23 protein-coding genes are annotated in these 25,149 nt (G+C 67.7%); 6 read left to right on the plus strand and 17 right to left on the minus strand.

The annotated features are described in order from the left end of the window. Nucleotides 1–359: 359 nt before the first annotated feature. From CLM73_RS16005 to CLM73_RS16055, 11 genes are all read right to left on the minus strand, one after another. A complete protein-coding gene (locus CLM73_RS16005) occupies nucleotides 360–1,250 on the minus strand; it encodes a LysR family transcriptional regulator (protein ID WP_105239270.1) in 891 nt (296 codons plus the stop codon). A 142-nt stretch (nucleotides 1,251–1,392) separates the two neighbouring features. After that, on the minus strand, nucleotides 1,393–2,796 hold the full coding sequence (locus tag CLM73_RS16010; RefSeq protein ID WP_105239271.1) for an MmgE/PrpD family protein: 1,404 nt from the start codon (nucleotides 2,794–2,796) through the stop codon (nucleotides 1,393–1,395). Nucleotides 2,797–2,854: 58 nt separating this feature from the next. Next, nucleotides 2,855–3,658, minus strand: a complete 804-nt coding sequence (locus tag CLM73_RS16015; RefSeq protein WP_105239272.1) for an N-acyl homoserine lactonase family protein — start codon at nucleotides 3,656–3,658, stop codon at nucleotides 2,855–2,857. Nucleotides 3,659–3,679: 21 nt separating this feature from the next. Beyond that, nucleotides 3,680–4,393, minus strand: coding sequence for an ABC transporter ATP-binding protein (locus tag CLM73_RS16020; protein WP_105239273.1), 714 nt, complete (start codon nucleotides 4,391–4,393; stop codon nucleotides 3,680–3,682). Continuing rightward, a complete protein-coding gene (locus CLM73_RS16025; RefSeq protein ID WP_105239274.1) occupies nucleotides 4,380–5,177 on the minus strand; it encodes an ABC transporter ATP-binding protein in 798 nt (265 codons plus the stop codon). The genes CLM73_RS16020 and CLM73_RS16025 overlap by 14 nt, the downstream gene beginning before the upstream one ends. Next, nucleotides 5,174–6,181: a branched-chain amino acid ABC transporter permease gene (locus CLM73_RS16030; RefSeq protein ID WP_234015647.1), complete on the minus strand. Its 1,008-nt coding sequence runs from the start codon at nucleotides 6,179–6,181 to the stop codon at nucleotides 5,174–5,176. The genes CLM73_RS16025 and CLM73_RS16030 overlap by 4 nt, the downstream gene beginning before the upstream one ends. Before the next feature lie 7 nt (nucleotides 6,182–6,188). Continuing rightward, nucleotides 6,189–7,052: a branched-chain amino acid ABC transporter permease gene (locus tag CLM73_RS16035; protein ID WP_199778153.1), complete on the minus strand. Its 864-nt coding sequence runs from the start codon at nucleotides 7,050–7,052 to the stop codon at nucleotides 6,189–6,191. 20 nt (nucleotides 7,053–7,072) lie between these two features. Next, nucleotides 7,073–8,248, minus strand: coding sequence for an ABC transporter substrate-binding protein (locus CLM73_RS16040; RefSeq protein WP_105239276.1), 1,176 nt, complete (start codon nucleotides 8,246–8,248; stop codon nucleotides 7,073–7,075). Between the two features lie 85 nt (nucleotides 8,249–8,333). Further along, complete coding sequence (locus CLM73_RS16045) at nucleotides 8,334–8,645, minus strand: DUF4387 domain-containing protein (RefSeq protein WP_105239277.1); 312 nt, start codon at nucleotides 8,643–8,645, stop codon at nucleotides 8,334–8,336. Nucleotides 8,646–8,660: 15 nt separating this feature from the next. Then, the gene (locus CLM73_RS16050; RefSeq protein ID WP_234015648.1) at nucleotides 8,661–10,025 is read right to left on the minus strand and encodes an acyclic terpene utilization AtuA family protein; all 1,365 of its coding nucleotides are present in this window, start codon (nucleotides 10,023–10,025) and stop codon (nucleotides 8,661–8,663) included. A gap of 11 nt (nucleotides 10,026–10,036) precedes the next feature. Further along, the gene (locus tag CLM73_RS16055) at nucleotides 10,037–11,401 is read right to left on the minus strand and encodes an LLM class flavin-dependent oxidoreductase (protein ID WP_105239279.1); all 1,365 of its coding nucleotides are present in this window, start codon (nucleotides 11,399–11,401) and stop codon (nucleotides 10,037–10,039) included. Between the two features lie 106 nt (nucleotides 11,402–11,507). Here CLM73_RS16055 and CLM73_RS16060 point away from each other — a divergent pair, with 106 nt between their 5' ends. From CLM73_RS16060 to CLM73_RS16085, 6 genes are all read left to right on the plus strand, one after another. Further along, the gene (locus CLM73_RS16060) at nucleotides 11,508–12,443 is read left to right on the plus strand and encodes a LysR family transcriptional regulator (protein WP_234015649.1); all 936 of its coding nucleotides are present in this window, start codon (nucleotides 11,508–11,510) and stop codon (nucleotides 12,441–12,443) included. A gap of 159 nt (nucleotides 12,444–12,602) precedes the next feature. Beyond that, nucleotides 12,603–13,676, plus strand: a complete 1,074-nt coding sequence (locus CLM73_RS16065; RefSeq protein WP_105239280.1) for a flavin reductase — start codon at nucleotides 12,603–12,605, stop codon at nucleotides 13,674–13,676. 53 nt (nucleotides 13,677–13,729) lie between these two features. Then, nucleotides 13,730–14,848: a porin gene (locus tag CLM73_RS16070; RefSeq protein ID WP_105239281.1), complete on the plus strand. Its 1,119-nt coding sequence runs from the start codon at nucleotides 13,730–13,732 to the stop codon at nucleotides 14,846–14,848. Then, nucleotides 14,845–15,555, plus strand: a complete 711-nt coding sequence (locus CLM73_RS16075) for an ABC transporter ATP-binding protein (protein WP_105239282.1) — start codon at nucleotides 14,845–14,847, stop codon at nucleotides 15,553–15,555. Before CLM73_RS16070 ends, CLM73_RS16075 begins: the two co-directional genes overlap by 4 nt. Nucleotides 15,556–15,597: 42 nt before the next feature. Next, the gene (locus tag CLM73_RS16080) at nucleotides 15,598–16,533 is read left to right on the plus strand and encodes an ABC transporter substrate-binding protein (protein ID WP_105239283.1); all 936 of its coding nucleotides are present in this window, start codon (nucleotides 15,598–15,600) and stop codon (nucleotides 16,531–16,533) included. Between the two features lie 40 nt (nucleotides 16,534–16,573). After that, nucleotides 16,574–18,229, plus strand: coding sequence for an ABC transporter permease (locus CLM73_RS16085; protein ID WP_105239284.1), 1,656 nt, complete (start codon nucleotides 16,574–16,576; stop codon nucleotides 18,227–18,229). 24 nt (nucleotides 18,230–18,253) lie between these two features. On the opposite strand, the gene CLM73_RS16090 is transcribed toward CLM73_RS16085, so the two are convergent. From CLM73_RS16090 to CLM73_RS16115, 6 genes are read right to left on the minus strand one after another with little or no spacing between them, the layout of a single operon-like run. Further along, entirely contained in the window at nucleotides 18,254–19,267 is a 1,014-nt protein-coding gene (locus CLM73_RS16090; RefSeq protein ID WP_105239285.1) for a response regulator, read from the minus strand. A 34-nt stretch (nucleotides 19,268–19,301) separates the two neighbouring features. After that, on the minus strand, nucleotides 19,302–20,312 hold the full coding sequence (locus CLM73_RS16095; protein WP_105239286.1) for a chemotaxis response regulator protein-glutamate methylesterase: 1,011 nt from the start codon (nucleotides 20,310–20,312) through the stop codon (nucleotides 19,302–19,304). Next, nucleotides 20,309–22,636 carry a hybrid sensor histidine kinase/response regulator gene (locus tag CLM73_RS16100; RefSeq protein ID WP_105239287.1) on the minus strand — a complete coding sequence of 776 codons (2,328 nt, stop codon included), beginning with the start codon at nucleotides 22,634–22,636 and terminating at the stop codon, nucleotides 20,309–20,311. Before CLM73_RS16100 ends, CLM73_RS16095 begins: the two co-directional genes overlap by 4 nt. Continuing rightward, a complete protein-coding gene (locus tag CLM73_RS16105; RefSeq protein ID WP_418904915.1) occupies nucleotides 22,633–23,304 on the minus strand; it encodes a chemotaxis protein CheW in 672 nt (223 codons plus the stop codon). Before CLM73_RS16105 ends, CLM73_RS16100 begins: the two co-directional genes overlap by 4 nt. Continuing rightward, on the minus strand, nucleotides 23,288–24,604 hold the full coding sequence (locus tag CLM73_RS16110) for a CheR family methyltransferase (protein WP_105239289.1): 1,317 nt from the start codon (nucleotides 24,602–24,604) through the stop codon (nucleotides 23,288–23,290). The genes CLM73_RS16105 and CLM73_RS16110 overlap by 17 nt, the downstream gene beginning before the upstream one ends. Further along, nucleotides 24,601–25,143, minus strand: a complete 543-nt coding sequence (locus CLM73_RS16115; protein WP_105239290.1) for a chemotaxis protein CheW — start codon at nucleotides 25,141–25,143, stop codon at nucleotides 24,601–24,603. Before CLM73_RS16115 ends, CLM73_RS16110 begins: the two co-directional genes overlap by 4 nt. Nucleotides 25,144–25,149: the final 6 nt, after the last annotated feature.

A 25,149-nucleotide genomic window follows, 5' to 3' on the forward strand; every position in this document is an offset into this window, starting at 1 on the left:
CCTTCGGCGACTGCCTTCAGATTCCCTCGGGCGCATCTACACGCCCCGCGCACCCCAGGCCGCCGCCACACCGGGCTCCGGTGGTTTGAACTTCACGGGCGCTGGGGAGGGTTGAGTTCTTGAGGTTTCTATCGGCGTCGGTGCAAGGTTGAAGCGTCTTGCGGGGCCCGCCCCACATTGGCCGCGCGGGCGGCCTGGTGGGGCTTACGCGGTGTCTTGCGTCGACGGGCCTGCGCTGCGCGCTTGCGGTGTGTAGGACTGATTCAGGTGTCTGACACCCTCATGCACTGACGCCGGAATTTGCGGATGCTGCTGCCGGGTGTCTGACACCGGCCACAGCACGGACTCCCGCCCAGGCCTCAAACGTCCAGCGCCATGCGCTTTGCCACGTGTCCCACGACCCGCCGGGTCAAATCCGTGGCGTGCTTTTCGCTCCAGATGATTTCCATGCAGACCTGTCCCGCGCTCTGCGGCAGTTCGCGGAACACCACGCCCGCAAAGCCCGTCGTGGCATAGGATGCCGGCGCAATGGACACACCCAAGCCAAGCCGGACCATCTGGAAGATCGTGAGCGGACTGCGGGCCATGTGGCGGATGTCGGGGCTGAAGCCGGCCTCGTGGCAGCAGGCGACGATGGCGTCGTAGATTGCGGGTCCGTGCTCGCGATGCAGCGCGACCATGGGTTCGTCGGACAGCATGGACAGCTGAAAGCCTTCTTTCTGCGCCAGGGGATGCCGGCTGGGCAGCACTGCGACCAAGGGCTCGCGGTGGATGAGCTGGCGCCGCACGTCGGTGCGTTCCGGGCGCGCATGGACAATGCCTGCGTCGAGCAGGCCTAGCGAGACCGCCCTGACCTGCTCGGCCGACACCATGTCCACCAGCGACAGCGTGACGCCGGGGAATTCCGCGGCAACCTGGCGTTGGATGACGGAGACCAGGTGAAACAGTGCGGAGGTCGCGACGCCGACCCTCAGCACGCCGGAGTCGTCGTTGCCGGCGCGCACGGCGGCGTTGACGGCGGTACGCATTTGGTCGAGCAGGATGCGGGTCTCTCGCAGGAAGGCCTGGCCTGCCGGCGTCAGCCGGACCTCGCGGCGGGTGCGCTGGAAGAGCTGCACGCCCATTTCCTCTTCAAGCGATTTGACGTGCTGCGAGAGCGGCGGCTGCGAGATGTTGAGCTTTTCGGCGGCTCGCCGGAAGCTGAGCTCTTCGGCGACCGTCACAAAGTAGCGCAGTTGGCGCATGTCCATGGCGTGACATCTTCTTGTTGGGGCCAGCGTTGCGAATCGTCCGCAGGCGCGGCGGCGCCGGCGGCGGGCCGCCATCGGACGGCTGGCTAGGATACTGCGGCCAGCCGCCTTTGCCCATCCCGCGGATGTCCCAGGCCAGCGCTCAGGCCAGGAGCTTGGTCAGGTCACGAACCGGGGTGGACGGCTCTGCGGACAGGAAGGCGTCCAGGATCAGCGTGGTGCGCACTTCCGGCAGCGTGAGGCCGGCATTGGCGCGGAACTTGTCGACGATGTCGGTCTGGCGCAGCGCGCGTTCGCCGCTGCCCAGGTTGATGGGCACTTCTTCGCGCAGTTGCGTGCCGTCGTGCAGCGTGACGGTTACCGCGCCCGAGAAGTACTTCGGGAATGCGGTGACTTCCTGTGCGCGGCAGGTGGTGCGGCCCGCGAGCGATAGCAGCGCGGGGTCGGCCAACCTGGCCGGCGCCAGTTCTTGCAGCGTGAAGCGGCCGAGCGTCAGGCAGGCGGCCACGACGAATTGCACGCTGAATTTGGCGTCGTAGTCGCTGCGCGGTCGGGTCTTGATGTGCGCGGGCTCGGCGACGATGGGCAGCGTGGGCGCGGGCAGCTCGCACGCGACCGAACGGATGCGGCCGGCGTCCTGGATGGTGGCCTGGAGCCGCAGCGCGGCTTCGGCGCAGCCGTGGATGAAGTGGCAGACGGGGTACGGCTTGATCGAGGTTTCCAGCAGCGTCCATTCGTGGCCGAGCGCGCTGATGACGGAATCGGCGTCGACCTGGTCGGCACGGGCCTGCATGTGGGTTTCGTACAGGCCGAATTGTCCTTCGTACGGCCGGCGCGGGCCAAAGAAGCCGGCCTGCGCCATCTGGGCGGCGGTGATGCCGGCAAAGGCGCCCCACCCCGGATGCAGGCGTTTGGTCCAGGCGCCGTCTTCCAGGAACACCTGTACGCCGGACGCGGTGCTGGCCGCGATGCCCTGCGCGGCCACGAGCTGTTCCTCGGTCAGGCTCAGCAGCTTGCCGGCGACCAGCGCCGAACTGAAGTGGGACACGACGCCGGTGGCGTGGTAGCCGCCCTGATGAAAGCCGCCTTTGACGGACCGGCCGAGGCGGATCGCGGCCTCCATGCCGATGGCGTAGGCGCTGAGCAATTCGCCCCAGCGCAGGTCGCGGGTCTCGGCGAGTGCCAGCGCGGCGGGCAGGCACGCCACCGACGGGTGCACGATGGCGCCGGGGTGCGTGTCGTCGAAGTCCAGCCCGTGCATGAGGTAGCCGTTGGCCATGGCGGCGTCGCGGGCCTGCAAGGCCGGGCCGCCGCCGATGACGGTGGCGTCGCCAGGTGCGCCGGCCGCGCGGATGCCGGCTAGGCCCGGCCCGGCGAAGTCGAACTGGTGCGCGGCGAGGCCCAGCCCGATGGCGTCGATGATGTGGAGCAGCGATTTCTCGCGCACCGCAGCCGGAAGCGATTCGAGCGTCAGGCCGCGCGCAAAGCGGGCCAGGCCCAGCGCCAGGCTGGAAGACGGGGCGCGCAGATTGGAGGTTGCATGCATGATGACCAGGGTTCCAATGTAGGGATCGGCGCGCCGGGCGGACGCGCCGCTTGGGGGTTCAATCCAGGGGGTTTTCGTGCAGCACGGCGACCGGCACGGGCAGGTCGCCCGGCAGGCGGGGATAGCGTTTGAGCACCAGCGGATCGTGGCCCGGCACGAAGTGGCTGACCGAGCCCGCCAGCTTCAAGAGGCGCTTGTGCCCGGCCAGCATCTGCTCCACGTCCACCACGACAGGAAACGGCAGCTTCAGCGTGGCGTTGTCGTAGTAGTGCGCGGCGTCCGAGGCCAGCACGACCCAGCCGCGCGCCGTATGCACGCGCACCGCCTGCAGTCCTTTGGTATGGCCGCCGATGCGCAGCAGTTCGATGCCAGGTTGCAGGACGTCGTCGCCATCGTGAAACTCGACGCGGTCTTCGTACAGCCGGTGCACGAACTCGCAGACATCCTCGACCGCGAAGGCGCGGCGCAGCACGGGCTGGCACATGCACGGGCCCGTCGCGAACGCCGCTTCGGCCTCCTGAAGGTGGAACCGTGCATTGGGCAGCTTGTCGAGGTTGCCGGCGTGGTCCCAATGCAGATGGGTCAGGATGACGTCCCGGATCTGTTCGGGCCGCACGCCAAGATGGCGCAGCGCTTCAATGGGGCAGCAGTCCAGCGGCCGTCCGCGCTGCGTCGCGCCCCGTTCGCCAAAGCCGGTGTCGACCAGGATGGCCGTGTCGCCCAGCTTGATCAGCCAGACATAGAAGTCCATCTCCACGGTGCCATCGTGCGCGTCGTGCAGGATGAAATTGTGCGAGGCCGGACGTGTCATGCGCGCGTAGCGCAACGCATAGACTTCATAGCAGGGTAAGTTGTCGGTCATGGCCGGGCGCCTCCTACGCCCTTATACGCCAAGATAGGCTTGCCTTACGAAATCGTCTTCAAGCAGTTCCTGGCCGGTGCCGGTGCGCACGATTTCGCCGCGCTCCAGCACATAGGCGCGGTGCGACAGCCGCATGGCCAACCGGGCGTTCTGCTCCACCAGGACGATGGACAGTCCCGATTCCCGGTTCAGCTTCTCAACCGCGTGGGCGATTTCCGCGATGACTTTGGGCGCGAGCCCCAGCGATGGTTCGTCCAGCAGCAGCAGTTTCGGCTGGGCCATGAGCGCCCGGCCAATCGCCACCATCTGCTGCTCGCCGCCCGACAGCGACCCGGCCATCTGCGCGCGCCGCTCCTGCACGCGCGGAAACAGTCCATAGATCATGTCGAGCGTGCGCCGCCGCGTGGCCGCGCAACGCGTGGTGTACGCGCCCAGTTCCAGGTTGTCCATGACTGTCATCCGCGGAAACAGGCGCCTGCCTTCGGGCGATAGCGCGATGCCGCGCGCCACGCGGCCGGCGGCGGGCATGGCGGCGATGGACTGGCCATCCCAGCGCAGGTCGCCGCGCGCCAGCGTCTTCAGTCCCATCATCGCCTTGAGCGTGGTGGATTTGCCGGCGCCGTTGGATCCCACCAGCGCCACGATCTCGCCGTCGCCGACCTGCAGCGACACGTCGTGCACGGCCTCCAGCTGCCCGTAGCGCACGGCAATCGATTGGGCTTCAAGCATGGGCATAGTCGGGGGCTCCCAGATAGGCTTCGATCACGGCAGGGTTGGACTGGATCTCTTGCGGCGTGCCTTCCGCGATCTTGCGCCCTTGCACCAGCACGTAGATGCGATGGCACAGTTCCATCACCACGGCCATGTGGTGTTCGACGAACAGCACGGAAATGCCGCGATGCGTGCGCAGCCGTTGCAGCAGCCGGCCCAGTTCGGCGCACTCCTCGCCATTCAGGCCGGCGGCGGGCTCGTCCAGGAGCAGGATCTTGGGGTTCGTCGCAAAGCCGATGGCTACGCCCAGCAGTTTCTGGTGACCATAGGCCAGCCCGCCCGCTGCCACGTCCCGGTAAGGGCCCAGGCCGGACAGCTCCAGAATCTCGTCCACCTCGCGCGCCACGCGCTGCAACGCGGCCTTGCGGGCGCGGGTGGTGACGGTATGCGTCCACACGGAGCCGGGCAGCGTAGACAGCGCGCCGCGCAGCAGGTTCTGCGCCACCGTGGCGCCCTGGTAGACCGAGGTCGACTGGAACGTGCGGGCCAGGCCGCGCCGCACCACCGCGCTAGGCGCCTTGCCCGTAATGTCCGCGCCTTCCAGCACCACTTGGCCGGCCGTGGGAATCAGCGTGCCGCTGATCAGGTTGAAGGCGGTGCTCTTTCCGGCGCCGTTCGGGCCGATCAGTCCCACCACTTCGTCGCGTGCCACATGCAGATCCAGGCCGCTGACCGCCTGCAGGCCGCCGAAGCGCTTGGACAGGCCCTTGACCTCAAGCAAGGGCCGCGAAGTCGTTGCCGTTGTCATGGCTGCTTCCTCCATTTACGCGGCAGGCGCATGCCGGCCAGCCCTTGCGGCAAGAACCGCAACATCAGAATCAACGCCACGCCGTACAGGATGTCCTGCGATTCCACCGCCCCGCGGAAGAACTCGGGCAGCGGCGTCATGACCAGCGCGCCCACCAGCCCGCCCAACAGGTATCTGCGTCCGCCGACCACCATCATGATGATGAGCGCGACCGACAGGTGCATGTTGAAGGATTCGGGCGAGATGTAGCCGACGTAGTGCGCCAGCAGCGCGCCCCCCAGCCCGGCGAAGACGCTGGCCAGCGTGAACGCGAACAACTGCGTGCGGCGCACGCCGATGCCGCTGGACTCGGCCAGCGCCGGGTTCTCGCCCACCGCGTCCACGGCTTCGCCGGCCGGCGAGGCGTAGAACCACCGGAAAAAGGCCAGCACGGCAATGGCGATCACCGCGGCCAGCGCATAGAACGCCGGTTTGTCCAGGAAGACGTAACCGGCGATGGCGGCCGGGGGAATGTTGGTGATGCCGTTGGCGCCGCCCGTGACATCACCGAACTCCAGCAGCACCAGGCGCAACAGTTCGCCGAACGCAAAGGTCACCAGCACGAAGTACACGCCCTGCAATCGCAGCACGATGCGTCCGAGCAGATAGGCGACGAGACCCGCGGCGGCCATTGCCGCCACCACTCCGACGGCGAACGGCAGCCCCAGCCCCTTGACGCAGAACACCGACGCGTACGCCCCGATGCCCGCCAGTGCGCCGTGGCACAGCGAGATCTGCCCCGCCCTGGCCAGCACCGACAGCGACGTCACGACGATGGTGTTGATGCAGATGAAGATGGCCAGGTGATAGGTGAAGGCCTGATTCAGCAGGAACGGAATGCAGACCAGTCCCGCAAGGCCGACAACGCCCGCCGCCCTCAGCGGCTGCGGCGCAGCGGCCCCGCGGATCAGGGTTTGGGAATCGGTCTGGCCCGGCGGTATCGACGGCAACACGGCTTTGCTCATATCCATCTCACGCCTCCGCCTTGCCAAGCAGCCCGGCGGGCCGCAATACCAGAATGCCCATCACCAGCGCGAAGATCAGGATTTCCGCGAGGCTGTTGCTCATGAAGGAACTGGCCAGGCTTTCCGACACGCCCAGCAGCAGGCTTGCCGCCGCCGCGCCCGGCACGCTGCCCAGCCCGCCAAGAATCACCACGATGAAAGCCTTGAGCAGCGGTGTGCTGCCAATGAAGGGCGAGACCGAAAACAGCGGCGCCATCAGCGCCCCCGCGATCGCCGCCAGCCCCACGCCGATGCTGAAGCCCAGCGGATACATCAGCTTGGCCCGCACGCCCTGCGCCGTCGCGATCTCCATGTCCTGCACCGCGGCGCGCAACGCCTTGCCCTGCCGCGTATGGATCAGGAACCCATACAGCACCGCCAGCACGATCACCGAGCAGACCGCGACGTACAGCCGCGACGCCGGGATGATCACCGTGCCTAGGTGGAACACGCCCTCGGCCACCTGCGGCATGATCTGCGAGTCCGGGCCAAACACCACCAGCGCCACCGACTGCAGGATCATCCCCACGCCGATGGTTGCGATCATGCCGTTCAGCTCATCGTGCCGAAAGGGCTTGAGCACGGCCCACTCCACGAGCCAGCCCAGCGCCGCCGTCACGACAAAGGCGCCCAGCAGCGCCAAGAGGAATGGCGCCTGCCAGTGGCTCATCAGAACGTAGGTCGCGAACGCCCCGACCATGTAGAACTGGCCGTGCGCAAAGTTGACGACCCGCATCACGCCGAACACCAGCGTGAACCCCACCGCCATCAGCAGGTAGAGCAAGCCGATGATGACGCCGTTGACCAGCGCCTGGGCTAACAAGTTGGACATGGAAATCCCCTTTCGCCGGCTTATTTCTGGATATCGACGCACTTGTCGATATCGCAACGCGCCACGGTGACTTCCTGGCCATTGCGGACCTCGGAGATGAAGAACGGCGAGGCGACCTGATGGTCGATGCCATAGCGCGCCTTGCCGCTCCAGTTCACGATGCCCTGGATGCCCTTGTAGTCCTTCAGCTTGGCAAGCTCATCGCGCACCCTGGTGCTGTCGGCCACGGTGCCCGCGTTCTGCATGGCCTTGAACAGCATGTGCGTGCCGTCGTAGAACGCCGGGCTGAAGCCGTTCATGTTCTTTTTGTACTTGTCCTGGTAGCGCTGGGCATAGTGCGCCACCTCCTTGTTGTTCGGGTCCTGCAACGACGTGACCATCATGCCCTCGGTCGCCGTCTTGCCGGCCACCGCGACGATCTCGGGCGTGGCCGGTCCGCCATTGCGCACGATCGGCCCCTTGAAGCCCAGTTCGCGCGCCTGGCGCACGATCATCCCCGCCGTGGCCGGCGAGTTGCCGTCCAGCTCGATGGCATCGATGCCCGAGCTGATCATCCGGGTCAGCAACGGCACCATGTCCACCCGTTGGCGCTCGAAGAACTCCTTGCTCGACAGCGCGGCGCCCGCCTTTTCGTAAGCCTTGGCCAGGTCATTGGAGATCTGCTGGCCGGACTCGTCGTTGGGGAATAGTCCGCCGACCTTCTTCAGGCTGAAACGCTTGACCAGCCACGCGATGATCGGCGGGGCCGTCTCCTCGGTCGTCAGGTTGGGACGGAAGGAGTACGGCTTTTCCGGGCTGAGCGCCTTGTTGGTGAAGCCCAGCGTCATGATGATGACCTTCTCGCGCTCGGTGACCGGCTGCACGGCCAGTGCCGGCGCGGACCCCATCGGGCCGATGATGTACTTGACCTTGTCGTCGCTGACCAGGCGGTTGGCGGCCGTGACCGCATCGGCCGACTGGTACTTGTCGTCGTAGGGAATGACGCTGATCTTGTATTTCTTGCCACCGACCTCCAGGCCGCCCTGCGCGTTGACGTCGTCGGCCGCCAGTTCGGCGCCGTACAGCAGCGCCTGGCCCCACGCGGCGCCCGCGCCGGACAGCGTCACCAGCGCGCCGATCTTCAGCGTGTCCTGCGCCATGGCCGCGGCGGGCAGCGCCAACGCCAGGGGCAGCATTACCTTGCAAACTCGATTCATGTCTCTCTCCTGTCTTTTTTTGTGTAGTCAGTGCGTGAACAACAGGTGTCGTGCGCCGGAAACGGCCGCTGACGGCCGGCCGGCGTCACAGGGGTATTTCGATATCCAGCATCGGCGCGTGCTGCTGCGCGCCGTACACATCCACGTCGCCCACCGCGCCTGAAGCCACGGGCCGCGGCAGCGTCGCCTTCCATGCCAGCGCGGGCGGGTATTCGGTAAAGAGCACGTCCTCTTCACGCACGCCGTACAGACGTGCAATCAGCGCGGCGCTGACGACGCCCGTGGCTCGCACGCGCTCGAACAACGCCGGGTCATCGAACATGATGTCCAGCGTGATGGAAAACGGCCCGGCGTTCTTGCTCTTGCAGGCCTTGGCAATGTCTTTCAGTCTGGCCACGTCGGCTCTCCCCGCTCAGACGGTTTCGTATTCGATGGGAAACAGGCTGAGCGGATCAGCCACTTCAATTACGTGCTGCATGAAGAATTCGTAGATCGGACCGCGCTCGATATCGGACGGCGAAAACGGAAAGGCCATGTTGCCTTCGCGGCACATGCGCCCCGGGAAATCGGAATGCAGCAGCGTCACGCGGGCCAGCGACAGCGCCGCGTTGGCGATCTCCTGCGTCCTGCCCACCACTTCCGCCACGATGGCCAGCTCCTGCGGCAGGAATCCGGGGTTCGGCTCCCAGGCCCCCATCACGCCGTTTGCGCCGTAGACGCGCAGCACCAGCTTCCAGTCCTGGGGGTCCAATCCGAGGGCCGTGACCTTCGTCGCCGTGGATGTGCGCACAAAGTCCAGGAAGCTGTCGGCCTGACCGATCAGGCCGGGGTCGCGCGTGGCGGCAAAGGCCACCGCGCTGTAGCCCGCCCGCTTCACGCCTTCCAGCTTGATCGTGTAGCGCTGAGGCTCCCACTTCATGCCGGTGATCCGCACGCGGCGGTCCGACATTGGCCGGATCTCGCAATCGCGGGTGTCGACGCAGCCGCCGGGTTCATAGCGCAGCACGGGGCTGGCGTTCTCGTGCAGCGCCTGCACCGCCACCGACAGCGGCGTGCAGCGCAATTCCGGATTGAGCGGCTCGGCTTCCACGTAGTCCTCGCCCACCGTGACCATCAGGCAATCGTGCTTCTTGGGGATCGCGGCGTTGCACGCGCACTCCAGCATCTTGCCCGCATACCAGGCGGGCGCCTCGGGCAGGCCGTGGTGCATGGCAAGCGCCACCCAAGGCGCCGGGTCGGTGCCCCGTCCACCCAGAATCACCTGCGCGCCCTCGGCCAAGGCCTGGCGATACGGTTCCGGACCCATCATGCCGACGATGCGCACCGCGTCGTCGACATCCTGCGCCGTCAATGCGTCCGCCGTGCCTAGCGCCCGAATGCGGTCCTCGGCGATGGCCTGACGAATCACGGCCGGGTCCTGCTCGGCATGAATCAGCGCCATCTTGAAATGCAGGCCGTGCTCTCGGGCGATCTCGCGCACGATGTCGGCGCAGGCCTGCAGGTGCGGCTCGCCCCCGGCGCCCCCGCACGTGCCCACCATCATCGGGATGCCGTTGGCAATGGCCGCGCGCAGCAGCAGCGACAGGTCGCGCTTCATGGCCAGGCGGGAATTCAATGTCCTGCCGGATCCCAGATAATGCGGGCCGGGATCGCTGGAGCCGCCGTCCACACCGACCATGTGAGGCTTGAGTTCCATCGCCGCCTTGATCGAGGCCTCCGGAAACCCGTAACCCAGGATGCCGCTGGCCGACATCATCCGAACGCTTTGAGTGGTCATGTGCATGGTCCTCAGCGGCTGCCGGCCTTCCAGTCGCCGGCGCGCGGCCGGGTGAGGCCCAGGTTGCCGCGCAGCGTGCCGCTGGCGTATTCCTTGCGCACCAGACCGCGCTTCTGCAGGTGCGGAATGACAAGCCGCACGATCTCCTCGTACGTGCCAGGCACCGAGGTCGCCGACAGCACGAAGCCATCGCACCCCTTGCTGAACCACTCTTCCATCATGTCGGCCACCTGTTCGCCGGTGCCGCAGAAGACGGGGCCGTCATTCAGCGTGCCGCGGCCTGACGCCTCGACAAAGTCGCGCACCGACGGATTCTTCTTGCCGCTCACCTGCACGACCTTGTCGCGCAGGCTCTGCCAGGACATCGCCGCCAGTTCCGCGTCGGTAAAGGGCTGGTCGTACGGCCGGCCGGAAAAATCGATGTTGGCCGTCTCGCCGATCATCGTCAGGCCATCGATGGGCCGCGACAGGCCGGCGATCATGTCGCGCTTTTCGCGGGCCAGGCTTTCGGTTTCGGCGGCGATGATCTTGACCTCGGCGGCCACCTTCAGGTCGTCGGGATTGCGGCCGGCCTTGGCCACGCCGTCCTTGAGCGCCTGATACTGCTTGATGCCGCCTTCCAGCGTGGGGTACTTGGCGAACACCACTTCGGCCCAGCGCGCCGCAAACGCCAGCCCGCGCCCGCTCTGGCCGGCCTGCAGGATCACCGGGTTGCCCTGCGGCGAACGCGGCACGGTCAGCGGGCCGCGCGACCGGAAGAAGCGTCCTTCGTGGTCCAGCCGGCGCACCTTGTCCGGATCGGCGAAGAAGCCTTCGGCCTTGTCGGCGACGATGATGTCGTCCTCCCAGGTGTCCCAGTGGCCCATGACCACTTCCATGAATTCGTCGGCGCGGTCGTAGCGCAGGTCATGCTCCAGGTGTTCGGTGTGGCCGAAGTTGGCGGCTTCCGAATCGTTCATCGAGGTGACCACGTTCCAGGCCACGCGGCCCTTGGTCATGAGGTCCAGCGTCGCGAACAGGCGCGCCACATGGAACGGTTCGTAGTAGGTCGTGGAATACGTGGCGCCCAGTCCAAGGTGGCGGGTGGCCATTGCCATTGCCATCAGCACCGACGTCGGTTCGAGCTTCACGGCGCGCACGCCGTGGCGCACGGTCTCGTGGTGATTGCCGTTATAGATGTCCGGCATCGCCAGGCGATCGTCGAAGAACGCCATGTCGAAGCAGCCGTCTTCCAGCGTGCGGGCGATGCGCTGGTAGTACTCCGGCGTCAGGTAGTCGGTCATGCTCGACGGATTTCTCCACGAGCCAGCGTAGTTGGAACAATTCTGGGCTTGCAGGAAGGCCACCAGGGCCATTTGACGGGCGGTTGTGCTCATTGTTTTTCCGGTTTCCGGTGGGTTCGCGTAGAGGTCGAAGTGGGCTCAGTATTGGTGTCGACTCGGATATGCACAATTTCCGCGGCGTGATACATCTATAACCACCATGAATCAATCCACCGACCCGTCCGCCCTCACCCGGCTCGAACTTTCCGAGCTGGAAACCTTTCTCTGGGTCGTGCGCGAAGGCAGCTTCAGCGAAGCCGCGCGCAAGCTGCATCTGTCCCAGCCTGCCGTCACCAATCGCGTCAAACGGCTCGAAGACAAGCTGCGCACCAAGCTGCTGCAGCGGACCACGCGGCAGGTCAGCGCCACACCCGAAGGCATCCGCCTGCGGGACGCGGCCGAAGCCGCCTTGGCGGGGCTGCGCGATGTCATGCGCCAGTTTCAGAACAGCGCCGAAACCGGCCGCCACCGCATCGTGGTGGCGTGCACGCCGATGCTGGCGGCGACCGTGCTGCCGCGCCTGATCCACGACTACCAGCAGCGCTATCCGGACATCCAGGTCGTGCTGCGGGACCTGCCCTATGCGCAGGTGGTGCAGGCAATCACGCAAGACGCCGCGGACTTCGCCGTGGCAGCGCTGGACACCAAGCAGCGCGGGTTGCAGTTCCAGTCGCTGGCCGAGGAAAAGGTGATGCTAGTCGTGCCCGCCGGCCATCCGCTCGCCGCCCATGCCAGCGTCACGCTGTCGATGATCGCGCCCTACCGGATCATGTTCCTGGACCGCTACCTGTCGCTTCGCAAGCACCTGACGGAAGAATTCGCCAAGCAAGGGCTGAGCTTCGAGCACACCACGGCGTCGACCCTGCCCACGCTGCTTGGCATGATCGACGCCGGCAACTGCGTCACCTTCCTGCCGCGCACCATGGTCCAGCGCAACGCGCAGTCCTCGCGCGTGCTGATCGAGATCCAGGACCTGGACGCCACCCGCCACTGGGGCTGCATCCTGTCGCGCCGGGCCGAGCTGTCCGCCGCCGCGCAAGCCTTCAAGGACTACCTGCGCAAGCACTTTCGCGAGCAGCTTGCCGAACCGGTCTGAGTCCTCCGATTCATAACGGTACGTAATAGACGCATACCGGAACACAATTTGTGGCCGGTTCCCCACCGCTCCTAGACTTGGCGCCATGCCAGGCGGGAAGCGGCGGCGCGGGTTGCATGCCTTGCCGCGGGCCTGGCGCCCACGAAACAGGATGCGAGCATGACACCCTTCGACAGCAAGGAATTCCGCCGCGCGCTTGGCGCGTTTCCCACCGGCGTCACCGTGATCACCACCTGCGATGCGGCAGGCAAGCCCTACGGCGTCACCGCCAACTCGTTCAGCTCGGTCTCGCTGGACCCGCCGCTGATCCTGTGGAGCCAGTCCACCACCTCCAGCAGCTACCCGGCGTTTCGCGACTGTCCGCGTTTCGTCGTGAACATCCTGGCCGACCATCAGGTCCACGTCTCGAACCAGTTTGCGAAGTCGGGCGCCGACAAGTTCCACGAAGTCCCCGTCATGACCGGCCTGGGCGGCGTGCCCATCATCGACGATTGCGCGGCGCATCTGGAATGCGTGAAGGTCGCGGCGTATCCCGGCGGCGACCACGTCGTCTACCTGGGTCAGGTGGAAAAGATCTTCCGCAGCGGTCACCATTCGCTCGCGTTTGGCGACGGCAAGTACCTGCGCACCTTCGCACACGACCTGGGCGAAGTCGGCAGCCAGACCGGCGCGGCGGGCCTCGGCACCCTGAAGGCGCAGCGGATCGCGATGGCGGCGTTGCCGGCGATCTGCGAGCACATCGGCCAACGCACCGTCGGCATCGCGGTGTGGGGCAACCAGGGCGCCACCATCGTGGGCTGGGAACCGTCCGCGCATCCCGTCAGTCCTTACCTGCAGGCGGGCGTGGTTGTGAGCCTCACGCAATCGGCAACCGGCATCGCCTTTGCCGCGTTCATGCCGCCGGCGCAGACGCAGGCGGCCGTCGACGAGGAACTGCAGGCTCGCGCGCGCAGCGGCCAGCCCGACAACGGCCAGTTCGCGCAGCGCATTGCCGAAGCCCGGCAGCACGGCTTGGCGCGGGCCGTAGGCGCCGCCGCCTCGCCCCGCCACCAGGTCACGGTCAACGCATTCAGCGCGCCCGTGTATGACGCGGCCGGCAACATGGTGATGGCAATCTCCACGACCTGCGAAGCCGAACGCCTGCCGGCCGACTGGGACGGCGACGTGCCCGCGGCGCTGCTCGCGGCGGCGCGCGAACTGTCGCATCGATTGGGAGGTGTCATCGACGTGTAGCAACCCGCCCCTAGAGTGTCGGCTCCGATTGAATCCCAAAGAGGACTCTCATTTTGAAATCGACACTCCGCATTGCGGCGGCTGGCGCCTGCCTGTCCGCTTTCTCCCTGGCAGCGCCCGCCGCGCTCGCCGCCACCGCCACCTCGGTCCAGCTCTATGGCCTGATCGACACCGGCCTGCAGTATCTCAGCAACGGCCCGGACGGCAACAGCAAGACCGGCATGAGCGCCGGCAACCTGAATGGTTCGCGCTGGGGCCTGAAGGGCTCCGAGGACCTGGGCGACGGCGTTTCCGCCATCTTCGTGCTGGAAAGCGGCTTTGACTCCGGCAACGGCAACAGCCTGCAAGGCGGCCGCCTGTTCGGGCGCCAGGCCTACGTCGGCTTTTCCAGCAACACGTGGGGCCGCCTGACCCTGGGCCGCCACAACACGCTGATGATCGAATGGATGAGCAAGTACAACCCGTTCGACAACGCCAATTTCTCGATCAAGCGGCCCGACGCCGCGTTCTCGGACCGCACCGACAACGCCGTCATGTACGTCGGCAAGCTGGGCCCCGTGTCCGTCGGCGGCTACTACAGCTTCGGCTGGAACAACGAACAGTCGTTCGATGACAGCAAGCTCGGACGCATGGTGGGTGGCGGTCTGCGCTACAAATCGGGCGGCCTGGACGCCGCGCTGCTGTATCACTCGAAGAACGCCGACAAGCCCAAGGCCAGCGCCGGCAGCAGCAACCGCGAAGACCGCGTCGTGGCGGGCCTGTCGTACGACTTCGAGGACATCAAGCTCTACGCCGGCTACCGCTGGCTGGACCAGAAGCTCACGCAGCGCAGCTACAAGAACAACATGACGTGGCTGGGCGCCAGCTACAAGCTGCAGGGCAACGCGCGCGTGTCGGCCGCCGTCTATCACCTGAACGACTCGGTGTGCGACGACATGAACAACGCCGCCTGCCCCGCCGTGCAGGCCGCCGGCACGGGCCAGAAGTCGACCATGATCGTGCTCGGCAACGAATACGACCTGTCCAAGCGCACCACGCTGTACGCGGTGGCGGCCTACGCCATCAACGACGACAAATCGTCCTTGAGCGTGGTCGGCGGCAAGTACGGCGCCAACGTCGAGCCGGGCAAGAACCAGTTCGGCCTGAACCTCGGCATGCGGCATCGGTTTTGAACGCGCCCGCCTCCAACGCCGGCGGCACGGCCATCGCCGTGCGCGGCCTGCGGCATGCGTTCAACGGCCATACGGTGCTGGACGGCGTGGACCTGGACGTGCCTGCGGGCACGGTCCTGGCGCTGCTTGGGCCCTCCGGCTGCGGCAAGAGCACCCTGCTCAAGGCGCTGGCGGGCCTCTTGCGGCCGCAGCACGGCGACATCCGGTTCGGCGGCGCGGTGGTCAGCAGCGCGGGCCAGCACGAGCCGCCGGAGCGCCGTGGCCTGGGCATGGTGTTTCAGGACTACGCCCTCTGGCCACACATGAGCGTGGCCAGCAACGTGGCCTTTCCGCTTGAAATGCGGGGCGTCTCGCGCCGCGAGCGTCCCGCGCTCGTGCGCGACGCCCTGGCCATGGTCGGCCTGCACGAACATGCCGAACGCCGTCCCGCCGACCTGTCCGGCGGCCAGCAGCAACGTGTGGCGCTGGCGCGCGCCATTGTCGCCCGCCCGCGCGTGCTGCTGTTCGACGAACCCCTCTCCAATCTGGACCGGACGCTGCGCGAAACGCTGTGCGCCGAGATCGGCGCGCTGCTGCGCCGCATCGGCACGACCGCCGTCTACGTCACCCACGACCACGAGGAAGCCCATGCGCTGGCGCACACGATCGCCCGCATGCAAAACGGCCGCATCGCCGAACTCGTGCCGGTCAACAAGGACTCTGCTTAAATGTCACTCGCACCTTCTTCCCAACTACTCGCAACGCTCTTCATGACGCTTTCTATCGGATTGGCCTCGGGCCAGGCCAAGGCGCTGACCGTCTATACCGCCGGACCGGGCGGCCTCATCAAGCAATTGGCGGTCGGCTTCCAGGAAAAGACCGGCATAAAGGTGGATGTGTTCCAGGCCACCACGGGCAAGGTCATGGCGCGCCTGGAGGCCGAAGCGGCCAACCCGCGCGCCGACGTGCTGATCTCGGCGTCCTGGGACACCGCCCAGGACCTGGACCAGCGCGGCTGGCTGATGGCCTATGAAAGCCCCAACGCCGCGCAGGTGCCCGCGCGCTTCAAGGCGCCCACCTATGTCGCGCAAGGCATTTCGGCGCTGGGCATCGTCTGGAACACGGCCAGCGGCACGCCCGAACCGCGCGACTGGTCCGACCTGACCGGCCCCCAATTCAAGCAGTCGGTCACCATGCCGGACCCGGCCTTGTCGGGCGCATCGCTCGACCTGCTGCTGGGCCTGCAGAATGCGCAGGGCGAGGCCGCGTGGAAGCTCTTCGAGACGCTGCGCGACAACGGCATGACCATCTCCGGCCCCAACGCCCAGGCGTTGACGCCCGTGCTGCAAGGCGCCAAGGCGGCGGTGTTCGGCGCGGTGGATTACGTGTCGTACGCCAGCGTGGCCAAGGGCGAATCGGTGAAGGTCATCTTCCCGTCCAGCGGCACCGCCATCGCCCCGCGCCCCATGATGATCCTGAAAACCGCGCGCCAGGCCGACGAGGCGCGCAAGTTCGTGGACTACGTGCTGTCCGAAGAAGGCCAGCGCGCCGTGGCGGACGCCTGGCTGATGCCCGCGCGTCAGGACGTGGCGGCCAAGCGGCCCGTGTTCAAGGATCTGGCCTTGCTGCCGGACGCAGCCACCGATTCCGGCGCCAGCCGGGCCGAGGTGCTGACCCGCTTCGGCCAGGTCTTCGGCCAACACTGACAGGCCGGGATGCCGGCCCGCCCGGCATCCGATCCCCTCCATGAAAAGCATCTATCTCCTGGCGGCCGCCACCCTGGCCGCCCTGGCGGTGCTCGTCGCCTTGCCCATGGCATTCGTGGCGCTGCAAGCCGTGTTTCCCCATCTGGCCGAGGGATCGCTGCGCGATCCGTTCGGCGCCTGGCCCGCCACGCTGGGCAGCCCCGGCACGCTCAGCCTGATCGGCGGCACGCTGAAACTGGGCCTGGGCGTGGCCGCGGTCAGCGCGGCCATCGGCATTCCGCTCGGTGCGCTACGCGGGCTGTTCCGCGTGCCGTTGGCGCGGTTCTGGGACCTGCTGTTCCTCGTCCCCTTTCTGCTGCCGCCCTACATCGCGGCGTTGTCGTGGACGATGGCCTTGCAGCCGCGCGGCTATCTTGAACAGCTGGCAGGCTTCAATCTCGGCCCGCTGCTGTTCTCGCCCACCGGCGTCACGCTGGCCATGGGCTTGGCGATCTTTCCCGTCGTGTACTTCGCCGTCTCGCGCAGCATGGCGGCCACGGGCGCCCGGATGGCCGACGTCGCGCGCGTGTTTGGCGCCAGTCCCTGGCGCGCGTTCCTGCGCGTCACGCTGCCGCTGGCGCTGCCGGCCATCGCGGCCAGCCTGCTGCTCGCCTTCACCCTCGCCATCGAGGAGTACGGCGTGCCTGCCGCGCTCGGCTCGCAATCGGGCGTTGCCGTGCTGACCACCGCCATCGAACGCCGGCTGGCCGACTGGCCCATCGACCTGCCCGGCGCCTCGCTGCTGTCACTGGTGCTGGTGGCGCTGGCCCTGACCGCCTACGCCGTCCAACGCGCGGCACTGGCCGGCCGCGGCTTCGAAACCACGACCGGCAAGCCCGCGCCATTGGCACGCGGCGAACTGGGCCCGTGGCGCGCGCCCGTACTGTTGGCCTTTGCCGTGGTGGCGCTGATTGCAGTGGTCGCTCCGCTGGCCTCGATGCTGGCTGCCGCCCTGACGCGCAACGTCTCGGGCGGCCTCGCGGCCAGCAATCTGACGCTGGCCAACTTTGCCGCGCTGTTCGATGCACGCGGCGATGCGTGGGAGGCCCTGTCCACCAGTCTGTCGCTGGCAAGCGGGACCGCGTTGCTGGCGGGCGCGGTCGGCCTGCTGGCGGCGTGGTGCGTGGCGGGGCGTCACGTACGCGGCGCTGCGCTGATCGACGCGCTGGCCCTGTTGCCCGCGGCATTGCCCGGCGTGGTGGTCGGCGTCGGCTTGATCCTGGCGTGGAATCAGCCGTTCTGGCCGGTCACGCCCTACGGCACCTGGGGCATTCTGCTGCTGTCGTACACCTGCCTGCTTCTGCCCTACCCGGTGCGGTATGTCGGCGCGGCCCTGGCGCAGATCGGCGCCAACCTGGAAGCGGCGGCGCGCGTGCACGGCGCCAGCGCGGCACGCGCGCTGCGGCGCATCGTCCTGCCGCTGGTCTTGCCCGGGCTGGCGGCGTCGATGCTGATGGTGTTTGCGGTGGCGTCGCGCGAACTGGTGACGTCGCTGCTGCTGGCGCCGGCCGGCGTGCAGACCGTGTCGATCTTCGTGTGGCGGCAGTTCGAGCAGGGATCGGTGGGAGAAGGCATGGCGATGGCTGCGGTAGCCGTCGCGGTCAGCCTGTTGCTGATGCTGGGCGCAGCCAGCATCAGCCGCCGCCAACCCCGCTAGCGAGCGGGGCGGCGGGCAGGCGCATCAGATCTGCCCGGGCACCACGCGGTTGCGCCCCTGCCGCTTCGCTTCATACAGGCCCCGGTCGGCGGCCTGGATCAGCTCGGTGCACGGCTGTCCTTCTTGCGGGACCGCCGTGGCCAGCCCGATGCTTACCGTCAGCCACGGGCCAAAGCCCGCGTCGCGCTGGGGAATCTGCATGGCTTCCACGGCGCGGCGCAGCTTTTCGGCGGCAAGCCGCGCGCTGCCGGCGGGCGTGCCGGGCAACACCAGCGCAAATTCCTCGCCGCCAAAGCGCGCCGCCAGGTCGGTGGAACGGTCGCAACTGGCGAAGATGGTGTTGGCCACGCGCTTCAGGGCCTCGTCGCCCGCGATGTGGCCATAGGTGTCGTTGTAGGACTTGAAGTGGTCCACGTCGATCATCAGCATGCTGACCTCGCGGCCGTCGCGTCCCGCGCGCTGCCATTCGGCATTCAGGTATTCATCAAAATAGCGCCGGTTGCCCAGACCGGTCAGGCCGTCCGAATTGGTCAGCCGGCGCAGCTCCATATTGCTTTCCAGCAGTTGCTGCTGGCTCTGGCGCAGCGCCTGGTAGGCCTCGTCGCGCTGCACCAGCGCCATGTAGGAACGCGAGTGGTAGCGGATGCGCGCAATCAGCTCAATCGAATCCGGCAGCTTCACCAGGTAGTCGTTGGCGCCCGCCGCGAAGGCCGCGCTCTTGATGGCGGGATCTTCCTTGGTGGACAGCACGATGATCGGGATGTCGCGCGCCACGGGATGGGCGCGGTACTCGCGGACCAGGCTCAGGCCGTCCACGCCGGGCAGCACCAGGTCCTGCAGGATGACCGTGGGCCGGGTCTGGATCGCGACGCTCAAGGCCTTGTAGGGATCCGAGCAGTAGTGAAAATCGATGTTGCCCTCGGGCACCAGCGCCCGCCGGATGGCTTCTCCAACCATGACCTGGTCGTCGACGAGCAACACCATCGCCCCGTGCGAATTGAGATCCGCGGAGACCGTGTCGTCAGGGGATGGAAGCATAGTGAGTCCTTGATGTCCAACGATGTGCCGCGGCTCAGGCGAAAGCCTGGATGACGCGGGACGCAATTTGTTCGAGTGGCCGGATTTCCACCGCGGCCTGCATGGCCGCGGCGGCCTTGGGCATGCCATACACGGCGCTGGTGGCCTGGTCTTGTGCGATGGTGAGGCAACCGCGCTCGCGCAGCGCCTTCAGGCCGCGCGCCCCGTCCTGGCCCATGCCGGTCAGCAGCACGCCGACCGCCGTGCCGCGCCAGTGCTGCGCGACGCTATGGAAGAAGACGTCGATCGAAGGCCGATACAGGCTTTCGCGCGGGCAGTCCGTGTACCGGAGGGTACCATCGTCGCGCAGCGCAAGATGGTCATCGGTGCCCGCCAGCAGGATCTGGCCGGGCAGCGGGCGTTCGCCTTCGCGCGCCAGCCTGACGGGCAGCGGCACCTGGTCATTGAGCCAGTCCGCCATGCCCGCCGCGAACGACGCGTCCACATGCTGCACCAGCACGATGCCGGCCGGAAAATCCAGGGGAAGGTCGCGCAGCAGCTGGGCCAACGTCGCCGGGCCGCCGGCCGACGCGCCCACCGCCAGCAGCCGGCGCGCGCCCGCGGGCGCCGCGGGCTTGCTGACCGGCGTCAGCGCCGGACGGTTGCCGTAGCGGCCGATCAGCCAGCCGATGTTGCGGATCTTGCGCAGCAGCGGCGCCGCCGCCGTGCGCATGTCCGCGGCGCCGACCACGGGCGTGTCCACCGCATCCAGCGCGCCGTGGCCCATGGCGTCAAAGACACGCGAGGTGTGGCCCGCCACGTCGGAGGTCACGACAACGATGGCGCAGGGGGCTTCGGCCATGATGCGGCGCGTGGCCTCGACGCCATCCATGACGGGCATGATGAGGTCCATCAGCACGACATCGGGGCGGTCGCGAACGCATTGCTGGACGGCCTCCAGGCCGTCGGACGCCGTCCAGGCGACCTCCAGGCCGGGTTCCAATGCAATGACGCGCCGCAGGACTTCGACGGCGAGGGGCATATCGTTGACGATCCCGATTCTCACGTCCGTGCCTTCCCGATGAGGTCTTCAACGGCGTCGAGCAGCGCGTCATCGTGGAAGCTGCCCTTGGCCAGATAGTAGTCAGCGCCGGCATCCAGCCCGCGCTGCCTGTCCTCTTCCCGGTCCTTGTACGACACCACCATGACGGGCAGGGTCTGCAGCTTGGGATCCGCCTTGATCCGCGACACCAGCTCGATGCCGTCCATGCGCGGCATGTCGACGTCGGTCACGATCAGGTCGAAGTCCTCGGTGCGGAGCATGTTCCAGCCATCCATGCCGTCCACGGCGACCGCCACATCGAATCCGCGGTTCAGCAGGAGCTTGCGCTCAAGCTCGCGAACCGTCAATGAATCATCCACCACCAGCACGCGCTTGCGGCGGCGCGCGGCCGCGGCGCCCGACCCGCCGTCGACCCGCGACAGCCGCCCGCCCTCGATCAGCTTCTGGACGGACACCAGCATGTCCTCGACGTCCAGGATCAAGAGCGGCGTGCCGTCATCCATGAGCGAGCCCGCCATCACGTCCTGCACCTTGCCCAGGCGGGGATCGAGCGGCTGCACGACCAGCGTGCGCTCGCCCACGTAGCGGTCCACGGCAATGCCGTAGAGCCGGTCGTGGTCGCCCACCACCACCACGGACAAGCTATCGGCGGCCGGCGCGGCCTCGCCGGCGCGCAGGATCTGCCGCGCAGACACCAGGCCGATCTGCCGGTCCTGGAAGCGGAAATGCTGCTGGCCTTCCAGCTGCTCGATGTCCTGGGCGTCCACCTGCAACGCATGGCTGACATAAGCCAGCGGAAACGCGTAGATCTCGTTCTGCACTTCGACCAGCAGACTGCGCACCACCGACAGCGACAGCGGCATTTCCAGCACGAAACGCGTTCCCCGGCCCTGCTGCTGGTAGACGCGCACCGCGCCGCGCAACTGACGCACCATGGTCTGGACCACGTCCAGCCCCACGCCGCGGCCAGAGATCTCAGTCACCTCGTCGCGCGTGCTGAAGCCCGACAGGAACAGGAATTCCAGCAATTCGGCTTCGCTCAGGCGCGACGCCGTCTCGGCGTTGGTGAGCTTGCGTTCGACGACTTCTTCGCGCAGGTGGTCCAGCGAAATGCCGGTGCCGTCGTCAGCCAGCTCGACCAGCAGCATGCCCGCCGAATGACGCGCCGACAGCGTGATCAGGCCCTCTGCCGGCTTGCCCGCGCGTTCGCGGACCTCGGGCGCCTCGATGCCGTGATCCACGGCGTTGCGCAAGAGGTGCATGAGCGGCGCATCCAGCTTTTCGAGGATGTCTCGATCCACCTGCGTGTTTTCGCCCTCGATCTCAAGGCGAACCTGCTTGCCCAGCGAACGGCCCAGATCGCGCACCATGCGCGGCATGCCGCCCACGCCATCGCCAAAGGGCCGCATGCGGCAGGCGAGCGCAGTGTCGTACAGGCGCCGCGTCAGATGATTCATGCGCCAGCCGAATTCGTCGACTTCGCTGGCGCGTTGCGTCAGTTCACGCTGGCATTGTTCAAGGATGCGCTGGGCGTCGTCCAGCGCGGCCTGGCCGCGCGCGTCCAGTTGCTGCTCGGCCAGCACGGCCCGCAGGCCGTCCAGCGCGTGCGCCGCGCCCGATTGCATCCGCCGCAGCCGCAGCATGGCGGTGCTGAAAGGCCCCACCCATTGCGACTCGACCAGCGTCTCGCTGGACAGGCCGAGCAGCCGGTTCAGCGTGTCGGCGGTCACGCGCAGCACCCGCTCGCCCTCGCCCACGCTGCCGTCCGAACTGCGGCGCGACGGCATCGTGGCCGGCGCGGGCGGCTTTGGGGCGGGCGCCGGCGCGACGGCGGGTTCGTCTTCGATCCGCACGATCGGCGGCAGGTAGTCGGACGGCCGCCCCGTGCGCGGCGCCGGGGCCAGCGTCGCGGCGGGCGTGCCGGGCGCGTTGGATGCGTTCGGCAGATTAGGCGCGCTGCTCAGCCGCGCCACCAGATCGCCGATCTCGGCGTCCAGTTCCACGCCGGGCGTGGCGACGCGTTGCAACAGGTCGGTGCCCAGCAGCAAAGCGTCGATGTCGGCGGCTTGCAGACGCAGGCGGCCTTCCTGCGCGGCCACCAGGCAGTCTTCCATGGCGTGCGCGATGCGCACCGCCGGATGCAGGTCCACGATGCGCGCCGCCCCCTTGAGCGAATGCGCGGCGCGCATGCAGGCTTCGAGGTGCGGCGCGGACGTGGGGTTCTTTTCCAGGGCGAGCAGCCCGTCGTTCAAGACCTGCACCTGGGTGCGGGTCTCGATCTGGAACAGTTCGAGGAGCGAGGCGTCGCGCATCTGATCGGGATTCACGCGAGGCTCCGTTCCAATGCCTGCATCAGCAGGGTTTCATCCAGCACGCCGACGGCGCGGCCGCCGCAACGCGCCACGCCGCGCGAATACTTCAGGCTTGCGCCCTGCACCGTCGACGGCAGCGGCTCCAGCGCGTCCAGGTCCACCTCGTGCATGCCCTCGACCTCGTCCACCGGCAGCACCACGGCGCGGCCCGCGCCGCCAAATATCAGCATGCGCGCGGTGGCGGGACGCTCGCGCGACTGCGGCGCCGCCGCGTCCAGTCCCAGCAGGCGCTGCAACGACACGCACACCGTCAGCGTGCCGCGCACGTTGGTCACGCCCAGCACCGCCGGATCGCGCCGGTGCGGCAGGCTGATGATGCCCCGCGTGCCGGCCACCTCGTCCAGCGACCGGGTCGGCAGGCCCATCCATTCGCGGTGCAGCCGGAACACCAGCAGCGACGACAGATTGGCCGAATGCTCCGCCGGCGCGGCTTCGCCGGCCGCTTCCATGGCGGGCGGCAGGCGGTCAAGAATGCGCTTGGCCGCCGCGGCATACACCGGACAGTTGCGGCAATGCACGTGGCCGGCAAGCTGCGGACAGCTTTTGTCGCCACGTATGCCAATGCGGTTCCAGCAGTCGTCCACGCCGGACAGCGCTTCGATCGTGTCAATCACGTGAGTCACGTCGCGCCTCCCCGCGCGCCGCGCGCGCTTGCAGGCGGCGCGCGCCCTCGATATCACCATCCGACGCCACCAGCGCGGCCAGATGCAGCAGCGCCTCACGGTGGTTCGGGTCCAGGTACAACGCCTTGCGATACGCGGCCTGCGCCTGCCGGGACTGCCCTTCGGCGTCCAGCAGCAGCCCCTGCAGATGCAGCGCATCGGCACTGGCGCCATGGATGTCGATGTGCGATTGGCACTGCGCCATCGCATCGCGCACCCGGCCCAGGTCGGCCAGGGCGGCAATCTCGCGCAGCGACGTCTGCGCGGGCTGCCCCATTGCGGCGGGGTGCGGAGCAGGTTGTGGAGCAGATGGCGGGTCGGCAATGGCCGCATGCGGCAACGGCAACCGGGCCGCGGGCACCTGCGCGACCGGGCGGCGCGGCGGCGTCCAGGCGTGCACGATCGGCCCCTGGCTGGACAGCGGCGCGCGCGCGGCGGCCGGTATCTCTGCCGGCGCGGGCGCGGGCTTGGCGCGGAATGCAAAAGACCGCGCCAACGGCACGGAAGGCAGGCGGCGTCCGGTCAGAAGACTGGTTTCGGCAGGCCCGACGAACAACACGCCGTCGTCCCGCGCGAACCGGCGCAGCACCTGCACGGCCCGTTCCTGCGTCGCCATGTCGAAGTAGATCAACAGGTTGCGGCAGAACACGAAGTCATACGGCGCGGCGCCCGCCAACAGGTTCGGATCGAACAGGTTGCCGGGCTGAAACCGCACCTGTCCGCGCACGCGCGTAGCCAGTTGATGGCCGTCCGGCACCTCTGAAAAATGGTGGTCGCGGAACGCCAGGTCGCTGCCGCGGAACGAATTGCGTCCGTACACGGCGCGCTGCGCGAATTCGACCATGCGCACGCTGATATCCACCGCGTCCACATGGAACCGGTGCGGCGGCACGCCCGCATCCAGCAGCGCCATCGCGATGGAGTACGGCTCTTCGCCACTGGAACACGGCACGCTCAGCACGCGCAGCACGCTGGCGTCGCAGCCCGGCGCAAACAGGCGTTCGCGCGCCAGCGCCGCCATGGCGGCCTGGGATTCCGGATACCGGAAGAACCAGGTCTCGGGCACGATCACGGCTTCGATGAGCTGCTGCATCTCGTCGGGCCAGGCCTGCACGCGCATCAGATAGTCCTGCTCATCGTCCACGCCCGACGCGTGCATGCGGTGCCGCACCGCGCGCTCGACGGCTGCCTGGCCAATGGACCCGCTGTCCAGTCCCATGCGGCGCTTGAGCAGGCCGCTGAATTCCTCGACCAGACTCATGGCTGCGCCTCGGCTGTCGTCGCGTCGTTGCCGGCCGGAAACAGCAGCGCCCGCACGAAAGCGGGCAACAGGTCATTGACGGATACCGCCTGCACCATGCCATGCGCGTCGGTCAGGACCGGACCGAGATAGCGCGCCTCGGCATTGTCCAGCGCATGCGGCTGAAACGCGGCCGGGTCGTAGTGGACGGTTTCGGTGGCCTGTTCCAGGATCAGCCCAAGCAGGCGCTCGGCGTCACCGTGATCGGGCCGGTAGCGCACCAGCGCAAGCCGCGTGCTGGTCACGGCGGCAAACGCACCCGCGCCCGCCAGCGCGCTCATGTCGATGACCGGCACGGCAACGCCGCGACGCTCCATCATGCCGGCCACCCAGTGCGGCGCGCGCGGCACCTGCTTGAAGACTCGCAGCCCCAGCACTTCGGCGATATCGCCGGCATCCAGCGCATAGCGATCCGCGCCAATTCTGAAAAGCAGATACAGCCGGCGCGCGGGGCCGGCATGGCCCGCAGCGGTGCGTGCGCGGACGGCAGGAGCAGTCATGGAAGC

The sequence above is a fragment of the Achromobacter spanius genome (assembly GCF_002966795.1).
GTDB classification, from domain to species: Bacteria; Pseudomonadota; Gammaproteobacteria; order Burkholderiales; family Burkholderiaceae_B; genus Achromobacter; species Achromobacter spanius_D.